Genomic DNA, 23,135 nt, shown 5'->3' with positions numbered 1-23,135 from the left:
AGTTTTTATTTTTGCACACCCAATAAAACGGGTCCTATAGCTCAGTTGGTTAGAGCACCTGACTCATAATCAGGGGGTCCATGGTTCGAGCCCATGTGGGACCACACTTAAAACCTGTAACACATTCATTACGAAATAGTTGCAGGTTTTTTGTTTTCAGCAGCGACAACATAAGAGACAACTTTTAAGGTTAAAATTTTTATTTACCCTATATAATACCCCCTTTGACTACCGTCAAAACACTTTCTACAAGCTACATTTTCCTAAATAATATTATTTTTTATTGATAAGAAAATATTTTATCGCTAACTTTTACGTATTGCAATTATTACATAGGGGTACGCTAAAAAAAAATAAAATGAAGGGGTACATTTATTGTAGGTACTATCTCGGTCTTTTTACAAACTCTAATTTCATAATAATTTACGTTTTGTATATAATAGTTTAATTATTCGAAGATGTTATATTTGAAGTAAAAAATAAGAAATGAAAGAAAAAGATTTTTTACAAGGTAGTTTTAATGAGACTAAGAGTGAAATAGATAATATTTTTAAAAGTTTAAATAAAGAAATAGACGAGATATATACTAATCACACTAAAGACGAAAACATTGAAAGTGAAGGAATAAGTTTAAATTACTTTAATTACATAGCACAAAATATAAAAGACAACAATAGCAGAATGGTTAAAAATTCATTTGGGATGCTTATATGTTTTGTAATCTATTTTTTAATTGACAACAAGAAAGTTGACTCAGAAATAGAAGTATTATTTATAAAAATTAGTGACACTAACATTTTACTTAGCTTTATTCCTGTCTGCTTTACATTTCTTTTTCTAAAGAATGTCACTATTTACACAAACAATAAGTTTTTAATCTCGTTGTTTGAAAAAGTGTCGAAGAATCTTTTTAAGTTAGGCAAATACTCCTATACAAGGAAAATTATTAATCCTTATTTCTTTTTTGACAACATTGTCTTACATCAATTTAAAGATTATGAAATTAAAAGTTGGACTAAATTCCCACTAAAATTTATAACTGTAATTTGCTTAGTCTTTTTCCCTTTGATTTTTTTAGGTTATTCAATTTATAGGATATGTGTAGATAATTATTTTGAGTTTACTCCTGTTACTTCAGTCCTTTTAATATGTATATTATTTTTTGGAGCATTAATACATTTTGGAGCAGGAAGTAATAGACTCAAAGAGTATGGTAAAAAGCTAAACGAAGAGGAAAAATAATTTACGTTTTACTTATAATGTTTTACTTAAGGAATTAAGCCTCGTTCTTTTACATCTTATTTATACACTTATGAGCCTCTCCTGATAGAGACTTCTCTCTTGGCTTATACTTTGTTTTTTATCATAAAAGGTTGATTATTAATTTAGACTTTTTAATATCAGGTTTATTGCTATTAAAGAATTATGTATTTTATATTAAATAGCTTAGTTTTATAGTCTATAATAATATTTTTGTAGGATAAAAGATTAAAACACTATGAATGGAATAGAGGTTATTGAACAAAAGGTTCATTTTAAAGGTCTAATAAGCAGTATAGATATTAGACCTGAGGAATATTTACTTCCTTTACAGGAAGTAGTTGTAAACTCTATACAAAGTATTATAGATAATGACAATATCAATGATGGAAAAATAGTAATATCAATAAAGAGATTAAATGAATCTAAACTAAATTTTGGAGAAGAAGATATTGAAGAAAAACACAACCCTATCATAGGGTTTTCTGTTAGAGACAATGGAATAGGTTTTATTAACAATAGATTTGATGCTTTTAGAACTCCTTATACAGATTATGGAGCGACTAAACATGGATGCAAAGGAATAGGAAGATATACGGTATTGGCTTGTTTCGGTAGTATGGATATTGATAGTTATTATTTAGAAAACAAAACAACATTAAGGCGAGTATTACGATTTGACAACTCAAAAGGGTTACAAAAGGTAAATATAGATTCAAACTCTAAAGTACCTTCAGAAATTTACACACAAATAGAGCTAAATAATTACAAGGAACAATATGCTAAATACATAAACACTAATAAAGTATCTAAAAAAGATATAGCGGAAGGTATAATACAACATTGCTTATTGTATTTTTTAAATAAAACAGTTCCGACTATTTACTTATTAGATGATGGAGAGAGTATCGAAGAGGCTTTAGTATTAAATGATATTTATAGAACAGTTATTGATATAGCTGATACACAAAAAAACGTACAGTTATCTGATTTAGATAGAGAATTTACACTTAATTATATAAAAAATTATAACGGAGTACAATCTCATTCAATACACTTATGTGCTAATAATAGACAAGTAGGAGATAAAAAAACCTTAACTAAGTACATTCCATCTTTTAAAGAACTTCATGATGATGAAAATAAAAAATTTCATATTTCTCTATATGTAACAAGTGAGTTCTTAGATGAAAAAGCTCTACCTCAGAGAAATAGATTTAGTTTCCCTGATAAAGATGATAAATTGCAAGAACATGATGGGATTTCGTTAGAGGGGCTGTGCAAAGGTTTAGCAAACAAGGTAAAAGACACGTATTCAGATTTTATTAAGGAAGCTGAAAAAGAGAAAAACGTTAGAATCAAAAGTTATATCCTTGATGAAAAGAAACCAAGGCTAAGATATAAGCATTTACTCTCGATAGAGAATGCTTTCAACGATATTCCTATAAATGCAAGTGATGACCTGTTAGAAGCAAGACTTCATGAAGTTTCTTTTAAATTAGAACAGAAAAGAGAAAAAGCTTTTAATAAATTATTCAAAAAAAGAAAGTACGACAAAGATGAGTTTGGCAAAATTGTCCACAATGTCTTAAGAGAAGAAGCTTCTTTTTCTAAAGATAAATTAGCTGACTTAATGATAAAGCGTAAATCTATCATTAAGCTATTTAAAAAATATTTAGAATGGAGAGATGAAGGAAACTATATGTTAGAAGAGGATTTGCATAATATAATTTTCACCATGGGAGCTGACACCAATAGTATGCCTGATGATTATCATAATTTGTGGTTATTAGACGAAAGATTAACTTTTCATTCCTTTACTGCATCTGACAAACAATTAAGGTCTAACACTGAATTAGAATCTTCAAGTCAGAGAGAACCTGATTTATTTATATACGATGTTCCTATGGCTTATTCTGATAACCCAAATAACATAAATTCAATGGTGTTATTTGAGTTTAAAAGACCAGGAAGGGACATGAATACAACAAATGATAAACGATTAGATTATCAATTGGATATGTATTTTGAAAAATTAGGAGAATCTAAAGCAAAAAATTCAAAAGGTAATTATATCAATTTAGAAGATGAGACTCCTAAATTTGGTTATATTGTTTGTGATTTACATAAAGACTTAATCAATTACAACATTAAAAGAAATGGCTTTAAGAAGACTCCACATGGGACTTTGTATAAAGTTAATCCTGAGCTTAATTTATACTTTGAAGTTATAGACTATAATCATTTGGTAGATTTTGCCGAAAAAAGGCATGATGTGTTTTTTAAGGCTTTAGGAATTAACAATCTATAAATATTAAAAGTTAAAAAACTCCTCTACAGGAATTGATAAAACTTTAGAAACTTCTTTTAACTTAATTACAGTAGTGTTGGTTAAACCCCTTTCAATTCTACTTATATGGGAAACATCCGAATCAATATCTATGGCTAATTTTGCTTGGGAGTAATTTTTGGATTTACGGATTTTGCGGAAGTTTTTTCCGAATAAAATTAGAAACTCTTTTTTTTCTGACTCTTCCACATTCAAAATTGTGGAATTCCTGAATAATTAATATAGGCGTATAATCCTATATTTGAAATTTTTATTAGATTTGTTATTCTTTTAAAGTATTTCTATGAAAAGACTATTTACATCTGTTTTACTTATTGTTCTATGTAGCTGTAACAAAGGTTTTAATAAAAGTGATGCTGAGCTTTTGCTTAAAAACTTCTTATATGAGTTAAAACTTCAAAATCACAAAGAAGCTATTAAAACGTACCCGAATCTTAAAAAGTTGGATAGTCACATTACTATAGAGAATTTTAATATTGAAAACATTGTAGAAGAACCAAATAGATTTAAAGCTTATGTAAACATAGGAGATAAAGGAAAAGAGAGGATGGTTTTATTTAATATTATTAGAAATAAAGGTCATTTATACATAGAATCAACAAAAGGTCTTTCTCCTTTATTCGATAGTAAAATATTTGATTTTGCTAAAAAAACAGGTTGCCTTAATATCAATGATGTAAATGACGTGCTGATAGAAGAAAAGTGTAATGATGCTAAAAAAGTCTTTAAGTTCAATAAATTAGTATTGAGAAAGCATATTCTCGATAATATTAAGATTCAAAATAATCTCACAAAAAACTCTTATGGGGGAGTCGGTGGTTCTATACTGCTTGGAAACAAATCTAAATACAATGTTCCTTATGGAGCTTACGAAATAACTATAGATTTGTTGAATGAAAACAATGAAATTGTTAAAACAGAACAAATAGATTATTTATTCAAGGATATTAAATCTGATAGCAAGTTTTCACAAGAAATATTTTCTAATGGGCATTCAGAAATGGAATCGAGTAGTGTAAATTTTAAATTCATCAATGATACATTTGTAGATGATTTGATTTATAGAATGAGTTTTAAAGGAGATGAATGTGATAAGTTTTTTAAAGAACTAAAGAAGAGAAATTTAATTGATTAAAGACTACCAATGATAGCTTTTGTTTTTGGAATATTATTTTATGCAGCAATATATTTCTACATGAGATATGATGACTTAAAAAAATCTGAAAAGCAAAGAGTCAAAGACATAGAAAAGATTATTTCTGAAAGAAAATATTTAGAAACGAAAATACGAGAAATTCAGGGCAAAAAATGATTTTACACATTCCGCACTCTTCAATTAAGTTCCCAAATAAAGATGGATTTATTATTTCTAAAGATGAGTTAAGTCAAGAAGTTTTAAAATTAACAGATTGGTACACCGATGAGTTATTTGAATCTAAGAATTGGGAATCTGTAAAAGCAGATTTTTCAAGAATATTCTGTGATACTGAAAGATTTTCAGATAATTCTAAGGAAGTAATGTTCAAGTATGGAATGGGTGTATTATATGAGAAAAGTGATGATGGAAGACCAATCCGAAACGTTACTGAGGAGTTGAGAGAAAATATTCTTACAAGCTATTATTGGAAACATCATTCAGACCTAAATAAAGCTGTTTTAAGAGAGTTAAAAGAATTCGGACAGTCATTAATTATTGATTGTCATTCTTTTCCTGATACACCTTTAAAAAGAGATTTAAACAAAATCTTAAATCGTCCTGATTTTAACATTGGAACAGATAGTTTTCATACTCCTAAAAAACTCATAGATGCTTCAATTGACTTTTTTAAGTCAAAAGGCTTTAGTCTTGGTGTTGACGAACCTTATAGTGGGTCTATTGTTCCAATGAATTTTTATCAAAAAGACAAAAGAGTTAGTTCAATTATGTTAGAGATTAATAGGAAGCTGTATTTAGAAGATAAAACCAACACTAAATCTAAAGATTTTGAGGAAATAAAATCAGTAACACAAGAATTTATTAGTCTTATGAACGCTGTTTATTATGAAGATAACTACAATAAAATCTTTTAAGGCAATTGTAAATATTGGTTTGGAGTATGGGTATTCTCAAAAGCCAATACAAAAGAATGAAATATTGGAGTCTATTTCTGAATATCAAAAGAAACTCATGTTAGAAGAAGAATTTTATTTGAGTTGTTCAGTAATAGATTCGTTAATAGTTTTAAACAATCAAAGAGAAAAACATTTAAAATTAGAGTTCATTAACTATCCAAAATTTCCAACAAAGGAAAATACTCTAAAGAATTATATTGAAAAACTGACCGTTTTTCTGATGAAGAAATTCCATCAAAACAGGGTAGTAATAGAATATTTAAATGAAACTAAAATGATAGAATTCAGCAATGATGTTGATGAAAGGATAAATAAAAAGACCTAAGCTTTATATCTTAGGTCTCTTATATTAAAAACTCTACTCTTGAATTCATTTTACTACTTTTCATGTTATTACAATAGTTGATTTTTCCCACCTCTATGCAATTAATTGATTTTCAAAGTAATTATTACTACAAAACATTAACTCTTCAAATTTAGATTTAAACTTTTCTAACACATAATTTCTTTTTTTACTTAAATGATATTTATCTACTAACTTTAAAAATCTTTTTTTGTGTAAGTTTTTTACATTTTTAGAATAGTTTTTTCTTAAATCAATCCAATAATTTGGATTCGTGCATTTGATAAAGAAATCTTTTTCCTTAGCATCCATTTTTAAGCTCCCTTTATAATCATCAACAATAATAATTTTTTCTATCTTATTCATAAAATCATTATATACATTATTGAGTACAGATTTATTGTATAAATCTTTAATGTTATATATCCCCATTTTTTGAATTAATCTTCTTGATTTATACTTTACTTCTACCCTAAGAATATTAGCATCATCTTCCTTTAGCCCATACTGTAAAGATTTATTGTAAATTTTTATCTCATATTCTCTCAATGAGAATTTTATAATCTTCTCTCTTCTCTTGTACTTTGGGTCATAACAAGGTGCATTGTAATTATACATTAACACATTATCTTCGATAAAATCTGTAGGGTCAAAATCCAACTTGATATTAAATCCAAATTCAAACCTTGTTAAATAAGTACCTTCAAAAGACAACCCTAACTTAGCCTCTAAATCTTTACAAGCCTGAATAAAATCGCAATAACTAAAATCATTATAATTTTGAACGCCCTTACCAAAAACACTATTAAAATATTTATGTATTGAATTCTCTATACTTGCACTTTTATCAGTAACATTCAGTTTAAGATTATCAAGTTCCGCTCTTATAGGATAAGTTAATGTATCGGTATTATAAAAATATTTAGAATGCAGCCCTCTAAATTTCCTTGATTTAACACAATCCTCCATCTCTTCCTTATTTTCAAAGTATATTTTAATTAAATCTATCATAACTTTCATTTTTAGAATTAATAAAACTTTGAACAGAACTCATTTTATAACGAGGACTCCTTCCTACTTTAGTATCAGGTTTAAAATAACCTAACTTTCGCCAATTATTAAGAGTACCTCTCGTAACTCCAAAAATTTGACAAACATCTTGAACCGAAAGAAGTTTATCCTCCTCTTCTTCTTTTTCTCTACACGAAACTTCAATCGTTTGTAAAGCATGATTTCTTCCTTCTAACCTATCAATTAGTTTATCAACCAATAAATCACTGTAAAAATCCCATATTTGAGATAAAACATCCCCTGTTTTTCTTTTTAATAAAACTTTTGTCATAAAAAAATAATTTAAAATTTCTACTACAAATCTAAGGTGAGCAAAAACTTAAAAATCAGTTCTTTTTAAATAACAAGGGGAAAAGCGAGGGGGAAGTATTATCTAAACACAGGAGAAACAGTAGAAGTCTAAAATTAAAATAAAACCCCTTAAAAATTAAAATTATGTAGAAGTCGTATGATTATCGAGCATCTTCTCAAAACTATTGTAATAATTCTTTGAATCTTCTTTTTTAGGAGGTGTCAATGTAGTTATCTTTTCATCCTTAATTAAAAAAGTTTTTTTTGCAATAAGGAAGGGTTGACCATCAGTAATTATTTTTTTATCCTTAAGTAACTTAATAAACAAACCTAATTTATTTTTACTACCAATCCAATTAATTTGTTTTTGCTTACCATCATGATAATCATCGAACACATTTTCCAATGTAACTGCTTTAATGGACTTTTCAAGACATCCTCTTGTTATTAATGAATTTCTTAAATCTACAAACGAAATCTTTATACCGTCATTTAGCGTAAAAAAAGAATTATTAGCAGATTTAGTGCTTTTAATTAAAATAGTGTCTTTTTCTGAAGTAATGTCTTTTTCCGAAGCAGCGTTCATTTCTGAAATACGTGAAATCAAAATATTCACCTCACTTATCACAACATCTATATAAGTTTGAGAAAAAGTAATATCGCCTTTAAATTGATTACTCATAATTTCATTTTTAAAAGAATTAAACTCTTTTATGAATCTATTAATTTCTACTTCATCAAAGTTTATTGATTGATAATATTGAAATAACCCTTCTATATAAAATTCTTTAAGTTTATTGGTAAATTTAGTCACAAACTCCCCTTCTTTTAATTCAGAATACAATTCAGGGTTCGATTCCTCAAGAGTTGTATATTTAGAATTCGCACTCCTATCAGCATTATAATTAATAAACACAAAATACGAAAGACCTAAATCAGACTTTATCGAAAAAACATTTGTTAGGTACCCTTCAGGGTTTTCTTCTATAACACTTTCACTAAATAACATTAACTAACTTTTAAGGATGATTTTCTAAAAGCTTCGGTATTTGTAATCATTGAAACTCTTTCTTCTTTTGGGTTTCTAATATACTTCATAAATTCTTTAATTGAACTATGACCACTCAATTCCATAATATCATTTATAGGAACACCTCCCATATACTTCAAAGTACAAAATGTTCTACGAGCAGTATGCCCCATTATTAAATCGAATTTAGACATTTTCTTCACTACTCCAATCCCTCCTTGGGTACGTTCAAAATTAACTTCACTATTGACTTCTGCTAATTCACCAACCTCTTTAATTCTACTATTTAATAATGGATGAGATATTTTAGGAGGAAGACTTCCATTATATCTCTTATTCATTATATCCTCTATTACTTCAGTAATTCTACACAATACTTGTTTATCAGTCTTCTCCTGTTTTATTTTAATATACTTTTCTTTTTTATGATTTACTATCTCATGTTTTTGCATATCAGAATAATCACTAATTCTTTGACCAATTTCACATCCTATAATAAAAATATCTCTTGCTAATTCAAGTTTAGGTTTTTTAGATAAATCAAGGTCTAACATTTTCTGCAATTCTTCTTCAGTTAAATAAATTGCTGTTGTCTCCTCTACTAATACCTTAAATTTTTTAAACTTAAAGTTCGTATGTAACTCTTGTTCTAATGAGGAATTCATAAAAGTTTTTATTGTTTTTATATGCTTTCCGATACTGTTTGTTGCATAACCTGTATCTCTTGAATGCTCTTTAGTATTCAAAAAATCCACAAATTCAGAATAAAACTCGTTATCAATATTTTTAAAACTTAATTTGTAACCTAAATCCTTTTGGAAATCTTCAAGTAACCTTAAGGTCTGTTTATACTTTTTAACTCCCCCACTATTACCCAACTCTTTTTCTTTCAAGTCAACATACTTTCTACCATAGGTCAACAAATCGTATTCTTTCTCCTCTTTAAGCTCAACTTTTTTTAAAAAAACATCTAAACACTCTTTCAACAACTCTTTATTAATTTGTATTTGCTGAGAATCACACTTTGCTATAAATCCAAATAATTCAGATTCTATATCCGAAATCCTATCATTAATCTCATTAGAGTTGCTTACCATCACAGCATTTTTTACCCTTTCTTTTTGTTCATTCCAATACTTTGGATTTACAGAATATCCAATTGAATACCTAAACCTCTTTCCTCTTCCTAAGGACAAATCCAAATATATAGGCTTCAACTCTTTTTGAGATGACTTTAACCTGAAACGTATATTTTGCCCTTTTGTTCTCTGAGAATTTGACATAATTTCAATTTTATCAAATATAAGGATTTATTAAAAAAGTGACAACAAAAGATACAACTTAAGCCATACAATTATAAATATCAATAATTATTATTATACTTGTAAAATCTATAAAGTCAACAAAAACAACAGGTATAATAACGAATTAAGAGCAACAATGTTCAATCAAGATTAAAAACACTTAGTCCATGTGGGACCACCTTTAAAGCTTCACTTTTTGTGAGGCTTTTTTGTTTTTATATATCTCTTAACAAAACACTTACCCTAAATCTCATTCCTTAAAACATAAAAAAACCAGCACAAATATGCTGGTTTTTAAATTTATAAATGTTATTGTTTCTTAAGACAATCCAGAAATAACTCCTTTGTTATCAATGGTCATGTTTTCAGAAGCAGGTTTTGCTGGTAACCCCGGCATACGCATCATTTTTCCTAAAATAGGAATGATAAACTGTGCTCCTGCAGCAATTTCAATTTCTCTTACCGTTACTGTAAATCCTTCTGGTCTTCCGATTAACTTATCATTATCTGAAAAAGATTTTTGTGTTTTCGCCATACAAACCGCAAAATCATTAAATCCTAATCGGTCTATTCTACGTAAGTTTAATTGTGCTTTTTTACTGTATTCTACGTTTAATGCTCCGTAAATTTCTTTGGCAATAGTTTCAATCTTTTCTTTTACTGGGCTCTCCCATGCATACAACGGCTTAAACTGCGTCGCTTTGTTTTCAACTACATCTACCACCGCATTTGCCAATTCTTTGGTTCCTTCACCTCCTTTTGCCCATCCACGAGATACTACTGCTTTTACTCCTAGGTTTGCACAAGCATCAATTACAAAGTTTACTTCTTCTTCAGAATCAGAAATAAATGAATTGATCGCTACTACAGGCTCAATAGCATACTTTCGAATGTTCTCAATGTGCTTTTCTAGGTTTTTAAATCCTTCTTGCACACGTGCTAAACTTGGTGTATTGTATTCCTCTTTTGGAGATCCTCCATGATGACGTAGAGCTCTAATCGTTGCAACTAATACCACAGCCTTCGGATTCAATCCTGCATATTGTGATTTGATATTTAAAAACTTCTCTGCACCTAAATCGGCTCCAAATCCAGCTTCTGTAACAACATAATTAGATAAAGACAATCCCATTTTTGTAGCAATAATCGTATTGGTTCCTTGTGCAATGTTTGCAAAAGGTCCTCCATGAATAATCGCAGGGTTCTCTTCTAAGGTTTGTACTAAGTTTGGTTTGATAGCGTCTTTTAATAAAATAGCCATGGCATCTTGTGCTTTTAAATCACGTGCAAAAACTGGTTTCTTATCAAAAGTAAATCCGATAAAGATATTTCCTAAACGTTCTTTTAAATTATCAAAAGAAGTCGCCATACATAAAATCGCCATTACCTCAGAGGCAGGTGTAATATTGAATCCATCTTCACGCGGAATTCCATTGGCTGTACCTCCTAATCCGATGGTTATTTGACGCAACGAACGATCGTTCATGTCAATTACACGCTTCCATAATATGGTACGTGGATCAATATTCAAATTATTCTCTTTGCTCTGTAGGTTGTTATCTATCAAAGCAGACAGTAAATTATTGGCCTTTTCAACTGCATTAAAATCTCCTGTAAAGTGCAAATTGATATCCTCCATTGGTACTACCTGCGAATATCCTCCACCAGCAGCTCCACCTTTGATACCAAAAACAGGTCCTAAAGAAGGTTCACGCAATACTACTGTAGCTTGCTTACCTACTTTATTCAATCCTTCTGTTAATCCGATAGAAACTGTTGTTTTTCCTTCTCCAGCTGGTGTTGGTGTTAACGCAGTTACCAAAACTAGATTGTTTTCTTTAACTTTATCTTCATCAATTAAATCTAAAGGTAATTTTGCTTTGTACTTACCATACATTTCAAGATCATCTTCAGCAATACTTAATTTTTGAGCAACGTATTTTATATGTTTTAATTCTTTCGCTTGGGCAATTTCTATATCTGTTAAATGTGCCATGAATATCCTTTTTAAATTGTTTGTTTTATTGTAAAAAAAAGCAGGTAAATATACGCAATATAATTGCCATGATTTTGACCATTTGTTATTAAAAATTGCATAATTCTGTAGGAAAGAGATAAATATGTTAAAAGAATTCGCTTTTCTTTAGCTGAAACCCTATATTTGCACGTTTTTTAAAAATAAAGTCGATTTAAATTATTTACAATGCAAAACAAAGGATTAATTAAATTATTTGCTATTCTATTCGGTTTAGTAAGTATTTATCAGTTGTCTTTCACGTTTTTCGCCAACAAGGTAGAAGACAGTGCCAAGGCATACGCAAAAAAGAATGTACCAGACAATGATGGTAGAACATTAGCTAGATTTGAAAGAAAATATTTAGACAGTGTTGCCAACAAAGAGGTAGTAAACTTAGGATTTGCACAGTACTCTTACAACGACATCAGGGAGAAAGAAATGAACCTTGGTCTTGATTTAAAAGGGGGTATTAATGCAATTTTACAGGTTTCTGTAAAAGACATCTTAATAGGATTGTCTAACGATTCTCAAAACACTGTGTTTAAAGAAGCTTTAGCGAAAGCTGATGAAGCACAAAAAGACAGTCAAGAGAATTACTTAGATTTATTCTACAGTGAGTTCGAAAAAGCAAGCAAAGGAAGTATTAAATTAAGTGACCCTAGCATTTTCGGAACAAAAGCTTTACGTGAAAAAATAGACTTCAACAAAACAAATGAGCAGGTTAAATCGACTTTACAAGAAGAAATCAACTCTTCTATCAACACTGCTTTTGAAGTATTACGTAGCCGTATTGATAAATTCGGGGTAGTTCAACCAAACATTCAAAGAATTGGAACTTCAGGTAGAATTCAAGTAGAATTACCAGGAGCAAAAGATATTGATCGTGTAGAGAACTTATTACAAAGTACTGCAGAATTACAGTTCTGGGAAGTATTTACAAATGCTGACTTAGTACAGTTCTTCCAAGTAGCAAATGCAAAGTCTATTGAATTATTAAAGGATGACGCTGCTGAAGAAGCTACAGAAGCAAAAGACTCTACAAAGGCAGATAGTATTGACGATTTATTAGGTGAATCTGATGAATCTAAAGATGCAGCAGAGCAAAAAATGTTATTTACATATTTACAACCAAATCTTCAACAAGTAAGTTCTACAGTTGGATATGCTAGGGTTGCAGATACTGCAAAAGTAAACAGCTTATTAAAAAATAAAGACATTAGAGCTTTATTACCAAACAACTTACGTTATGCGAAGTTCTTATGGGATTACAAGCCTTTTACTCCAGAAAGAAATGCGCAAAACCAAGATGTTGAGTTATTTGAAATGCTTAAGTTATATGCTATCAAATCTAACAGAAAAGATAAAGCACCTATTGATGGTGATGTAATTGCTGATGCGCGTCAAGATTTCCACCCAACAAGACCATCTGAGCCAGTAGTTTCTATGTTAATGAACAGTAACGGAACAAAGAAGTGGGCTAAAATGAGTACTGAAAATGCTGGAAAATTCGTAGCAGTTGTATTAGATGATTATGTTTATACTGCTCCATCTGTAAACGAACCTATTTTAAATGGTAGTACTCAGATTTCTGGAGGGTTAATGACTGTTAACGAAGCTAAAGATATTGCAACAGTATTAAAAGCAGGTAAATTACCAGCTCCAGCTCGTATGATTCAAGCAGAGGTTGTTGGACCTTCTTTAGGACAAGAGTCTATCAACGCAAGTTTATGGTCGTTCGGATTAGCTATCATCTTAGTATTAGTATGGATGTTCTTATACTACGGTAAAGCAGGTTTATATGCAAACGTTGCTTTAGTGGTAAACATCTTATTTATTTTCGGAATTTTAGCATCATTCAACTCGGTATTAACATTACCAGGTATTGCAGGTATTATCTTAACAATTGGTATGTCTGTAGATGCAAACGTAATTATCTTCGAAAGAATTAAAGAAGCATTAGGCGGAGGAAAAAGCTTAGGAGAAGCAGTTGATGAAGGATTTAGTATCAAAGGAGCATTATCTGCAATTATTGATGCAAACATTACTACCTTATTAACAGGGGTTATCTTATATGTATTTGGAACAGGGCCTATTAAAGGTTTCGCTTTAACATTAATGATTGGTATTGCTACTTCATTATTTACAGCTGTTTTTATTACACGTTTATTTATTGACGGTGCTGTAGAAAAAGGTTCTGCTTTACCATTCAATACAAACTTCTCTAAAAACTGGTTTAAGAATATTAACATCGAGTTCTTAAAGAAACGTAAGTTAGCTTATATCGTATCTGGATTCTTTATCGCAGTAGGATTAGTTTCTATGTTAACGTTAGGATTAAAGCAAGGAGTTGACTTTAAAGGAGGTCGTTCTTATGTAGTTCGTTTTGATCAACCAATGAAAGCGAATGAAGTTGCTGCTAACTTAAAAGCTGCTTTTGGAAACAATGCTCCTGAGGTTAAAACTTTTGGTTCAGATAACCAATTAAAAATTACCACTGCGTTTAGAATTGACGAAGAAAGTAAAGAAGTTGATAATGAAGTACAAACTGCATTATATAACGGATTAAAGCAATATTTAGGAGATACTACTTATGAAAACTTTAAGCCAGGTTTTGAAAAAGCTGGAAATGGAATTATGAGTTATATGAAAGTAGAACCTACTATTGCAGATGATATTAAACAAGCCGCTATTTGGGCAGTATTAGGATCGTTAATCGTAGTATTCTTATACATCTTATTAAGATTTAGAAAAATGTCTTTCTCTATTGGTGCAGTAGCAGCAGTATTCCACGATGTATTAGTGGTATTAGGAGTATTCTCTTTATTATACAAAGTAATGCCTTTCGATATGGAAATTGGACAATCATTTATCGCAGCCATCTTAACGGTAGTTGGATACTCGCTGAATGATACCGTGGTAATTTTCGATAGAATTCGTGAGTACGCTGGTAACAGCAAATCGTTTAGTGCTAGTTTAGTAGACAAAGCATTAAGCAGTACTTTAGGTAGAACAATCAACACCTCTTTAACAACATTATTAGTAATGTTAGCTATTTTCTTCTTCGGAGGAGATAGTATTAAAGGATTTATGTTCGCATTAATCGTAGGGGTTGCAGTAGGTACATATTCATCTTTATTTGTAGCTACTCCAGTTATGTTTGATACTACGAAGAAAGAAGATAAAGAATAAACCTTATTTATAGGTATTTAAACCGTTTTGAATATAATTCAAAACGGTTTTTTCATTTCATAACAACAAGTTATCTTTGCATTTTGAAAATCAGATGAAAATTACAAAACTCCACGACCTGTACTTTAAAGAGTTCCTTTCTGAAAGTGAAATCTCTACCATAGTAAAATCCCTAGCACAACAAGTTCAAAACGATTTACCTAAAGATGAAATACCTTTTTTTGTGGGTATTTTAAATGGTTGTTTTGTATTTGCTGCAGACTTTTTACGAGAGTACAAAGGTGCCTGTGAAATGAGCTTTGTAAAGTTAGCTTCTTATGAAGGAACGAGTTCTTCTGATAAAGTAAAGAAACTAATTGGTATTAATGAAGATTTAGCAGGACGTACAGTAATTATCTTAGAAGACATCATAGATACTGGTACGACATTGCAAGAAATCTACGAAATTTTTAAAAGTCAAAACGTAAAAGAACTTAAAATAGTGAGTTTGTTCTTTAAACCAGATGTGTATAAAAAAGAGCTGAACATTAACTATGTTGGAAAGAGTATTGAAGACAAGTTTATTGTAGGTTATGGTTTAGACTATGACGGTTACGGAAGAAATTTACCCGCTATTTATCAATTAACATCACAACCCAAAATGAAGAATATTGTATTATTTGGCCCTCCTGGTGCCGGAAAAGGAACCCAAGCTGAAATTTTAAAAGATAAGTACAACTTAGTACATATTTCAACTGGAGATGTATTCCGTTATAATATAAAAAATGAAACTGAATTAGGACTTTTAGCAAAGACATACATCGATGCTGGAGATTTAGTACCAGACGAAGTAACTATTAACATGCTAAAAGCTGAAGTAAACAAAAACGAAGGAGTAGCTGGGTTTATCTTTGACGGTTTTCCTCGTACAGAATCTCAAGCGGCAGCTTTAGATACTTTCTTAGCTGAAAAAGGAGAGCGTATTAATGGAATGGTAGCTTTAGAAGTGCCAGAAGATTTATTAGTAGCTCGTATTTTAGAAAGAGGAAAAACTAGTGGACGTTCTGACGATACTGATGAAGAAAAAATTAGAAACCGTTTTAACGAATACAATACTAAAACAGCAATTTTAAAAGATTTCTACCAAGCTCAAAACAATTACTTTGGAGTTGACGGAGTAGGTAGTATTGAAGATATCACCAATCGTTTATCAGACGTATTTGATGAATTATAAATTATAAACTCCCATTAACACGAGAGTTTTACCATAACAACTAAGCTTATTTTTATGAGCTTTAAATTAAAAGAAAATGACTGAAGGAAATTTTGTCGATTATATTAAAATCCATGCGGCTTCTGGTAAAGGAGGTAGAGGTTCTGCTCACTTACACCGTGAAAAGTTTGTAGCAAAAGGAGGTCCTGATGGTGGAGATGGTGGCCGTGGAGGACATGTAGTAGTACGTGGAGATAAAAGTATGTGGACTCTTTTCCATTTAAAATTCAAACGTCATTTTAAAGCAGAGCATGGTGGTGATGGAGGATCTAGTAGAAGTACTGGTAGTGATGGTGCAGATATTGTAATTCCTGTACCTTTAGGAACTATCTTTAGAGATGCAGACACAGATGAAATTCTCTTTGAAGTAACAGAACACGATGAAGATGTTATTTTACTAGAAGGAGGAAAAGGAGGAAAAGGAAACTGGCACTTCAAATCTCCAACCAATCAAACACCACGTTATGCACAACCAGGTATTGAAGGAAAAGAAGGATGGTATCGTATTGAATTAAAAATCTTAGCAGATGTTGGTTTGGTAGGATTCCCAAATGCAGGAAAATCAACTTTATTATCTGTTTTAACTGCTGCAAAACCTAAGATTGCCGATTATGCTTTTACTACGTTAAAACCTAATTTAGGAATTGTAGAATATCGTAATCATCAAAGTTTTGTAATGGCAGATATTCCTGGAATTATCGAAGGAGCTTCTGAAGGAAAAGGATTAGGACATTACTTTTTACGTCATATTGAACGTAATTCGTTGTTACTATTCTTGGTTCCTGCAGATAGTGATGATATTAAGAAAGAATACGAAATTCTATTAAACGAACTTCGTAAACACAATCCAGAATTATTAGATAAAGAGCGTTTATTAGCTATTTCTAAATCGGACATGTTAGACGATGAATTAAAAGAAGAAATCAAACAAGATTTACCTGAAGGCATCCAAGCTTTATTTATCTCTTCTGTAGCACAACAAGGTTTAATGGAATTAAAAGACAAACTGTGGGGGATGTTAAACTAAGTACCCTCCAATTCAAAATACTTTAAAAGCAATCTCTACAGAGGTTGCTTTTTTATTTCTTTTTATACCATGATTAAAAACAAAAAGAAGATATAATTTTAAACACTCCAATTCTTTAACCTGATCTTTCTGCTTTACAACAAAAGATTCTACAACCTCCCTCATACCATCCAATTCATATAAAACAGAACTATTGTTTTAACTCATCATTTTTTAATTGTTTACTTATATTTGTCCTAAATTTTATGAAAAAGTAAATGGGAAACAATCGCATTAAAAATTGCCTATTCTTCCTACTAACATTGTGCAATCTTACCACTGTTTTCTCTCAAAGCATTGTATGGCAAAACACAATAGGAGGATCTAATTATGAATACCTTTCTTCAATTGAACTCACCAATGATGGCAATTACATTTTAGGGGGTTATTCTCAATCCAATATTTCAGGAGACAAAACAGAAAACTCAAGAGGTATAAATGATTTTTGGATTACCAAAATTGACAATAGTACTGGAACTATATTATGGCAAAAAACTATTGGAGGTAATTCAAGCGACACAGCAACTAAAACAAAACAAACCAAAGATGGAGGTTACATTATTGGTGGTTATAGCAGCTCGAATATATCAGGAGAAAAATCTGAAAACTCAAGAGGAAGTTTTGACTACTGGGTGGTTCGTCTCGATTCAAATAGAAACATAATTTGGGACCGAACTTACGGAGGTAATGGAATTGACAGGCTTTGGTCTATCATAGAAACAGATGATGGTGGCTTTTTAATGGGTGGAGAATCTTATTCTGATATTTCAGGAGATAAAACAGAAAATTCAAGAGGAAAAAATGACGTTTGGATTATTAAAACAGATGCCAATGGAGATATTGAATGGCAAAAAACGTTTGGAGGTAATGATATTGACTATTTAAAATCCCTTACAAAAGCCAACAACGGTGGTTATATATTAGCCGCTTCCTCTATGTCAAACATATCTGGAGAAAAATCTGAAAATTCTAGAGGTTTCGGAGGAGACTATTGGATTATAAAAATTGATGATTCAGGAAATATTATTTGGGACAAAACAATTGGAGGTGATAATGGAGATTATGCGCAATCCATCATACCAACTTCTGATGGAAACTACATTATTGGAGGTGATGCTGCTTCGAACATTTCTGGAGAGAAAACTGAAAATTCTATATGTATTTCCACTGACGTTTGGCTAGTAAAAATTAATGATGACGGAAATATTATTTGGGACAAAACCATTGGAGGAGAGAGTACTGAATGGGTTGGTAATATTCAAGAAACTAAAGACAAAGGTATTATTATAGGAAGTATGTCATCCTCTGACATATCTGCTTACAAAACCGAAAAATCTGTTGGTGATAGAGATTACTGGTTGGTTAAACTTAATAAAGATGGTATAATTGAATGGGAAAAAACCTTAGGAGGAACAGATACTGATCAATTAATGGCTGTTATTCAAGCTCCAGATGAATCTTATGTTTTAGGAGGGTGGTCAACATCAAATGTTTCAGGAGATAAAACTGAAAACTCAAATGGAAAATGGGATTATTGGTTTTTAAAATTTAAGAATACATCTTCCTCTACTTATAATCCTCCAAACTTAGAGAGAATTACCGTTTGCGAAGGTCAAGATTTAAAACTCACCGCACCTTCTGGTCATTCATTTAAATGGTCAGGGCCAGAAAATTTTACCAGTACTCTGCAAAATCCAACACTTTCAAACATAACCAACCTAAATGCCGGAATTTATACCTGTACGTTAACCAACAACGCTAATTGCACCGAAGTAAAAATAATTCATCTAACCGTTACGAACGCTTCCATAGCAATTACTCCTTTAACCGACGTTATAGCATGTGATGATAACAACGATAATAAAGCTAGTTTTAATTTATTAGAAAAAGCAAATGAGTTATTAAATCAAAACAGTGAGTTTGTTTTAGATTTTCTTGATGGGAACGGTACATCTATTCCGCAGCCGCTTCCTGAAGCATATATTAATATAATTCCTAATGAAGAAATCATAACTGTAAAGGTTTCTACTAAAGATGCTCCGAGCTGTTATAACACTACATCCTTTAAATTAATTGTTTCTTCAGTTCCAAATGTAACCATTGATAACATTCAAAATTGCGATGATAATAATGACGGGTTTACTGAATTCAATCTTTTAAAGTATCAAGAAAATATTTTAAACACTACAAGTAATTTAGTGGTAGATTTTTATGATCACAACAATAATCAAATTCCAATAACCACCAACTATACCAACTCCATTCCTAATGAAGAAGTTATTACGGTTAAACTTATTAATAAGGCAAACCCTAATTGCTTTAAAACAACTACTTTTCGATTAATCGCTTCGAATTGCTCAGAACCAGAACCTGTTGACCAAACCGAATTCCCTAATTATTTTACTCCAAATAATGATGCACTCAATGACTATTGGCCAAATAATACCAATAATAAATTTGGAATAAAAAGAATAACCATATACAACAGATTCGGAACAAAACTTGTAGAATTAAATCAATTGGATCTTGGTTGGGATGGAACTTATAATGGACAACCAATGCCTTCTAATGATTATTGGTACAAAGCTGAAATGTTAAATGGAAATGTTTTAAAAGGCAATTTTTCTTTAATCCGAAAATAAAGTTAGTTAAGAACTCTTTTTGCTTTTACAAACGCCTCTTTCCAATAAGGTTCGTTAATAGAAGTAGTGATCACTCCTCTGGAGGTTGTAGAATGAATAAATAAGATATTTCCTTTTTCTATGGAAGTTACCAATCCTACATGGTTAATATTTCCTTTTAAACGGGCAATGTCAAAAAACAGCAAATCTCCTTCTCTAACCTCCTCTAATGAGATCTCCTCTCCTTCTCTGCTCATCAAAGCAGAAGAGCGAGGCAGTTGCATATCAAAAGCTCTAAAAACGGTAGTAACCAATCCAGAACAATCCATTCCTCTTTTGGTAGTACCTCCTGCTCTATAAGCAACTCCTTTGTATGAATTGGCCAAGGAAATAATCTGAGTTACTTTAGTATGCTCTTCTTTTACTTCTTCCTCTCCTTGGTTTATAAAACGAAATACGATAAACCCAACAATAAGTATCAGTAAAAGAAGTCTTTTATTCATACTATAAAACCCGTTTAGCTTTGATAAAAGCCTTTCTCCAATACTTTTGCCAAAGTGAAGTAACAATTACACCTCTTGAACTAGTAGAATGAATAAAATGAATATCTCCATTTTTAACTGAAGTTACCAAACCAACATGATTTACCTTTCCTTTTTTCCTTGCGGTCTTAAAAAACAATAAGTCTCCTCGTTGTACTTTCTTTAAAGGAATATCATACCCTTTCGCATACATTTCACGAGAAGTTCTTGGCAAATTCACATTACGTTGTTTAAAAGAAGTATGAATTAATCCTGAGCAATCCATTCCTCTTTTTGTCATTCCTCCAAACTTGTAAGGAACACCTTTGTAAGAAACCGCTGTCCAAACAATTTTATCGGCAATAGTTACCTTTTTTTTAGTTTTTGCTTTGGACGGTTTTGAAGATGCTACATTTTTTGATGATCCACAAGAAATCATTATAAAAGAGCATAAAAATATAAAGAGTAGTTTTTTTATCATAAGCTATTTAATTCCTTCAACAATCAGTTTTGCAGTTTTTTCAGAAGCTCCTTTTCCTCCTAACTTTTGTTCTAATTCAAAATAGGCTAAAAATAAATCTTCCCTATGTTCTTCTTCAAGTATTTTAGTTAATTCTAACTTTAAACTTTGTGTATTAAAATCATTCTGAATTAATTCAGTTACCACAGGTTTATCCATGATCAAATTCACCAATGAAATATATTCTAACGTAATAATTCGTTTTGCTATTTGATAGGAAATATTACTTCCTTTATAACAAACTACTTGGGGTACTTTAAACAAAGCTGTTTCTAGCGTTGCTGTTCCCGAACCTACTAAAGCAGCATAAGAAATACTCAGTAAATCGTACGTTTTATTACTAATAAGTTTTACATTTTTACCCTTGATAAACTCTTTATAAAAAGCTTCTGACTGACTAGGTGCTCCACCAACAACAAATTGATACTCTGGAAAATCATCTACTAAAGACAACATTACTGAAAGCATTTTTGTTATTTCTTGCTTTCTACTTCCTGGCAATAAGGCTATGATATCTTTATCTCCTAAATCATACTCCTTTCGAAAAACTTCTTCATCTATTTGTGCTCTACCTGCAATTCCATCAATTAACGGATGCCCAACAAAATGAACATCATAATTATACTTTTGGTAGAACTCTTTTTCAAAAGGAAGAATAACAAACATTTCATCAACGTCTCTTTTGATACTCTTAACCCTTCCTGCTCTACTTGCCCATACTTGCGGTGAAATATAGTAATTGGTACGGATACCATTTTCTTTAGCCCATTTAGCAATACGAAGATTAAATCCAGAATTATCAATTAGAATTAATACATCTGGCTTAAACTCAGCGATGTCTTTTTTGCAAAAAGAAATCATCCCTAAGATTTTACGAAGATTCATCAACACCTCAACAAACCCCATAAAAGCACGTTCTTTATAGTGTTTCACCAAAGTACCTCCAACAGACTCCATCAAGTCTCCTCCCCAAAAACGTATATCTGCTTTTGGATCTTCTTTATACATAGCCTTCATTAAGTTTGACCCATGCAAATCTCCCGATGCTTCTCCTGCTAAAATGTAATATTTCATTGAACTATCCTACTAAAAAAACTTAACTAACAAGGTTATCAAGGCTATAAAAATAGTTCCTAATAACACTCCTCTTGCTCTATAATCTTGATTCTTCTTTAGAAAAATAAAGAATACAAATAAATTAGGAATCGCAGACAGTGCGATGACAGTTCCTAAAACGCCTCCTTCTTTTATTTTTCTAAGAGTTTCAGAAAGACTATTAGTATCTGAAATATATTCTAAGTAAATAAACATTCCACATACCGTAGCAAAAAGTGACACCAAAAAACCTATGGCTATTTCTTTTCTTATAATTCCCATGAATTTAATTTTTGAATTGCATGATGTGCCGTCATATCAAACTGAACTGGCACCACCGAAATATACCCATTTTCCAAAGCCCAAATATCGGTATCTTGACCTTTATCTCTATTTACAAACTCTCCAGAAAGCCAGTAATACTCCTTTCCAAAAGGACTCTTACGTTTATCAAAATCCTCTTTCCAATATCCATTTGCTTGTCTACAAACACGTATTCCTTTAATGTCATTTTCCTTTAACTTTGGAATGTTCACATTTAAAACAACGCCTTCTGGTAAACCATTCAATAATACGTTCAATGTAATTTTTTCTATAAACTTTTTAGCTGCTCTAAAATCAGCATGCCAATCGAAATCTAGTAATGAAAAACCAATTGCAGGAATCCCTTCAATACCTGCTTCAACGGCAGCACTCATGGTTCCTGAATAAATAACATTTATAGATGAATTTGCCCCGTGATTAATTCCAGAAACACATAAATCTGGTACACGATTCAAAATTTCATTTTTTGCCATTTTTACACAATCTGCTGGAGTTCCCGAACAGCTGTATTCTAATTGCGGACCTTCATCAATTGTAATAGGATTACAATGCAATACATTGTTCACTGTAATTGCATGTCCCATTCCACTTTGCGGACTGTCTGGAGCAACTACTACTACATCTCCTATTTTATTCATTATTTCAATTAACATTCGAATTCCTGGAGCAGTGATTCCATCATCGTTCGTAACCAATATCAATGGTCTTTCTTGCATAGTATCTTAGTTTTCTAACAAATGTAACACAAAAAACGGAGATTTTTTTTAAC

At 31.0% G+C, this 23,135-nt stretch carries 20 protein-coding genes and 1 tRNA gene; 10 read left to right on the top strand and 11 right to left on the bottom strand.

Annotated features, from left to right (window positions below):
- Window positions 1-30: 30 nt before the first annotated feature.
- From ABNT22_RS03015 to ABNT22_RS03005, 3 genes are all read left to right on the top strand, one after another.
- A tRNA-Ile gene (locus ABNT22_RS03015) sits at window positions 31-104 on the top strand.
- A gap of 382 nt (window positions 105-486) precedes the next feature.
- On the top strand, window positions 487-1,242 hold the full coding sequence (locus tag ABNT22_RS03010) for a hypothetical protein (protein ID WP_348716372.1): 756 nt from the start codon (window positions 487-489) through the stop codon (window positions 1,240-1,242).
- Window positions 1,243-1,498: 256 nt separating this feature from the next.
- Window positions 1,499-3,571, top strand: a complete 2,073-nt coding sequence (locus ABNT22_RS03005; protein ID WP_348716370.1) for a hypothetical protein — start codon at window positions 1,499-1,501, stop codon at window positions 3,569-3,571.
- Window positions 3,572-3,574: 3 nt separating this feature from the next.
- Here the strand turns inward: ABNT22_RS03005 and ABNT22_RS18385 are convergent, their stop codons facing one another.
- Window positions 3,575-3,799 (bottom strand): helix-turn-helix domain-containing protein, encoded by a 225-nt coding sequence (locus ABNT22_RS18385; protein WP_348716368.1) that lies wholly within the window; start codon window positions 3,797-3,799, stop codon window positions 3,575-3,577.
- 94 nt (window positions 3,800-3,893) lie between these two features.
- Between ABNT22_RS18385 and ABNT22_RS03000 the strand changes: the two genes are divergently transcribed.
- From ABNT22_RS03000 to ABNT22_RS02990, 3 genes are all read left to right on the top strand, one after another.
- The gene (locus ABNT22_RS03000; protein ID WP_348716366.1) at window positions 3,894-4,745 is read left to right on the top strand and encodes a hypothetical protein; all 852 of its coding nucleotides are present in this window, start codon (window positions 3,894-3,896) and stop codon (window positions 4,743-4,745) included.
- 173 nt (window positions 4,746-4,918) lie between these two features.
- The gene (locus ABNT22_RS02995; RefSeq protein ID WP_348716364.1) at window positions 4,919-5,680 is read left to right on the top strand and encodes an N-formylglutamate amidohydrolase; all 762 of its coding nucleotides are present in this window, start codon (window positions 4,919-4,921) and stop codon (window positions 5,678-5,680) included.
- On the top strand, window positions 5,652-6,047 hold the full coding sequence (locus tag ABNT22_RS02990) for a hypothetical protein (protein WP_348716362.1): 396 nt from the start codon (window positions 5,652-5,654) through the stop codon (window positions 6,045-6,047). Before ABNT22_RS02995 ends, ABNT22_RS02990 begins: the two co-directional genes overlap by 29 nt.
- A gap of 93 nt (window positions 6,048-6,140) precedes the next feature.
- On the opposite strand, the gene ABNT22_RS02985 is transcribed toward ABNT22_RS02990, so the two are convergent.
- The 5 genes from ABNT22_RS02985 to ABNT22_RS02965 all read right to left on the bottom strand — a co-directional run bounded on the left by ABNT22_RS02985 (window position 6,141) and on the right by ABNT22_RS02965 (window position 11,757).
- On the bottom strand, window positions 6,141-7,076 hold the full coding sequence (locus ABNT22_RS02985) for a hypothetical protein (protein WP_348716360.1): 936 nt from the start codon (window positions 7,074-7,076) through the stop codon (window positions 6,141-6,143).
- A complete protein-coding gene (locus ABNT22_RS02980; protein WP_348716358.1) occupies window positions 7,060-7,407 on the bottom strand; it encodes a helix-turn-helix domain-containing protein in 348 nt (115 codons plus the stop codon). Before ABNT22_RS02980 ends, ABNT22_RS02985 begins: the two co-directional genes overlap by 17 nt.
- 162 nt (window positions 7,408-7,569) lie before the next feature.
- Window positions 7,570-8,436, bottom strand: a complete 867-nt coding sequence (locus tag ABNT22_RS02975) for a hypothetical protein (RefSeq protein WP_348716357.1) — start codon at window positions 8,434-8,436, stop codon at window positions 7,570-7,572.
- Complete coding sequence (locus ABNT22_RS02970) at window positions 8,436-9,740, bottom strand: site-specific integrase (RefSeq protein WP_348716356.1); 1,305 nt, start codon at window positions 9,738-9,740, stop codon at window positions 8,436-8,438. The genes ABNT22_RS02975 and ABNT22_RS02970 overlap by 1 nt, the downstream gene beginning before the upstream one ends.
- Before the next feature lie 340 nt (window positions 9,741-10,080).
- A complete protein-coding gene (locus ABNT22_RS02965; protein ID WP_348716355.1) occupies window positions 10,081-11,757 on the bottom strand; it encodes a formate--tetrahydrofolate ligase in 1,677 nt (558 codons plus the stop codon).
- A gap of 207 nt (window positions 11,758-11,964) precedes the next feature.
- On the opposite strand from ABNT22_RS02965, the gene secDF reads away from it, so the two are divergent.
- The 4 genes from secDF to ABNT22_RS02945 all read left to right on the top strand — a co-directional run bounded on the left by secDF (window position 11,965) and on the right by ABNT22_RS02945 (window position 19,927).
- The gene (gene secDF / locus ABNT22_RS02960; RefSeq protein WP_348716354.1) at window positions 11,965-14,967 is read left to right on the top strand and encodes a protein translocase subunit SecDF; all 3,003 of its coding nucleotides are present in this window, start codon (window positions 11,965-11,967) and stop codon (window positions 14,965-14,967) included.
- A gap of 94 nt (window positions 14,968-15,061) precedes the next feature.
- On the top strand, window positions 15,062-16,180 hold the full coding sequence (locus ABNT22_RS02955; protein ID WP_348716352.1) for an adenylate kinase: 1,119 nt from the start codon (window positions 15,062-15,064) through the stop codon (window positions 16,178-16,180).
- Window positions 16,181-16,256: 76 nt separating this feature from the next.
- Window positions 16,257-17,246: a GTPase ObgE gene (gene obgE / locus ABNT22_RS02950; protein ID WP_348716350.1), complete on the top strand. Its 990-nt coding sequence runs from the start codon at window positions 16,257-16,259 to the stop codon at window positions 17,244-17,246.
- Between the two features lie 257 nt (window positions 17,247-17,503).
- Window positions 17,504-19,927 (top strand): T9SS type B sorting domain-containing protein, encoded by a 2,424-nt coding sequence (locus tag ABNT22_RS02945; RefSeq protein WP_348716349.1) that lies wholly within the window; start codon window positions 17,504-17,506, stop codon window positions 19,925-19,927.
- Between the two features lie 2 nt (window positions 19,928-19,929).
- Here the strand turns inward: ABNT22_RS02945 and ABNT22_RS02940 are convergent, their stop codons facing one another.
- Genes ABNT22_RS02940 through surE form a run of 5 tightly spaced genes read right to left on the bottom strand, consistent with a single transcriptional unit; the run spans window position 19,930 to window position 23,082 of the window.
- A complete protein-coding gene (locus ABNT22_RS02940) occupies window positions 19,930-20,409 on the bottom strand; it encodes a C40 family peptidase (RefSeq protein ID WP_348716347.1) in 480 nt (159 codons plus the stop codon).
- Between the two features lies 1 nt (window position 20,410).
- Window positions 20,411-20,908 (bottom strand): C40 family peptidase, encoded by a 498-nt coding sequence (locus ABNT22_RS02935; protein WP_348716345.1) that lies wholly within the window; start codon window positions 20,906-20,908, stop codon window positions 20,411-20,413.
- Window positions 20,909-20,911: 3 nt separating this feature from the next.
- Window positions 20,912-22,021: a lipid-A-disaccharide synthase gene (gene lpxB, locus ABNT22_RS02930; protein ID WP_348716343.1), complete on the bottom strand. Its 1,110-nt coding sequence runs from the start codon at window positions 22,019-22,021 to the stop codon at window positions 20,912-20,914.
- 12 nt (window positions 22,022-22,033) lie between these two features.
- Window positions 22,034-22,324, bottom strand: coding sequence for a hypothetical protein (locus tag ABNT22_RS02925; protein ID WP_348716341.1), 291 nt, complete (start codon window positions 22,322-22,324; stop codon window positions 22,034-22,036).
- Window positions 22,312-23,082, bottom strand: a complete 771-nt coding sequence (gene surE / locus ABNT22_RS02920) for a 5'/3'-nucleotidase SurE (RefSeq protein ID WP_348716340.1) — start codon at window positions 23,080-23,082, stop codon at window positions 22,312-22,314. The genes ABNT22_RS02925 and surE overlap by 13 nt, the downstream gene beginning before the upstream one ends.
- Window positions 23,083-23,135: the final 53 nt, after the last annotated feature.

Source organism: Tenacibaculum sp. 190130A14a (assembly GCF_964048965.1).
GTDB classification, from domain to species: Bacteria; Bacteroidota; Bacteroidia; order Flavobacteriales; family Flavobacteriaceae; genus Polaribacter; species Polaribacter polynesiense.
This window is presented reverse-complemented; position numbering and strand designations above follow the sequence as displayed.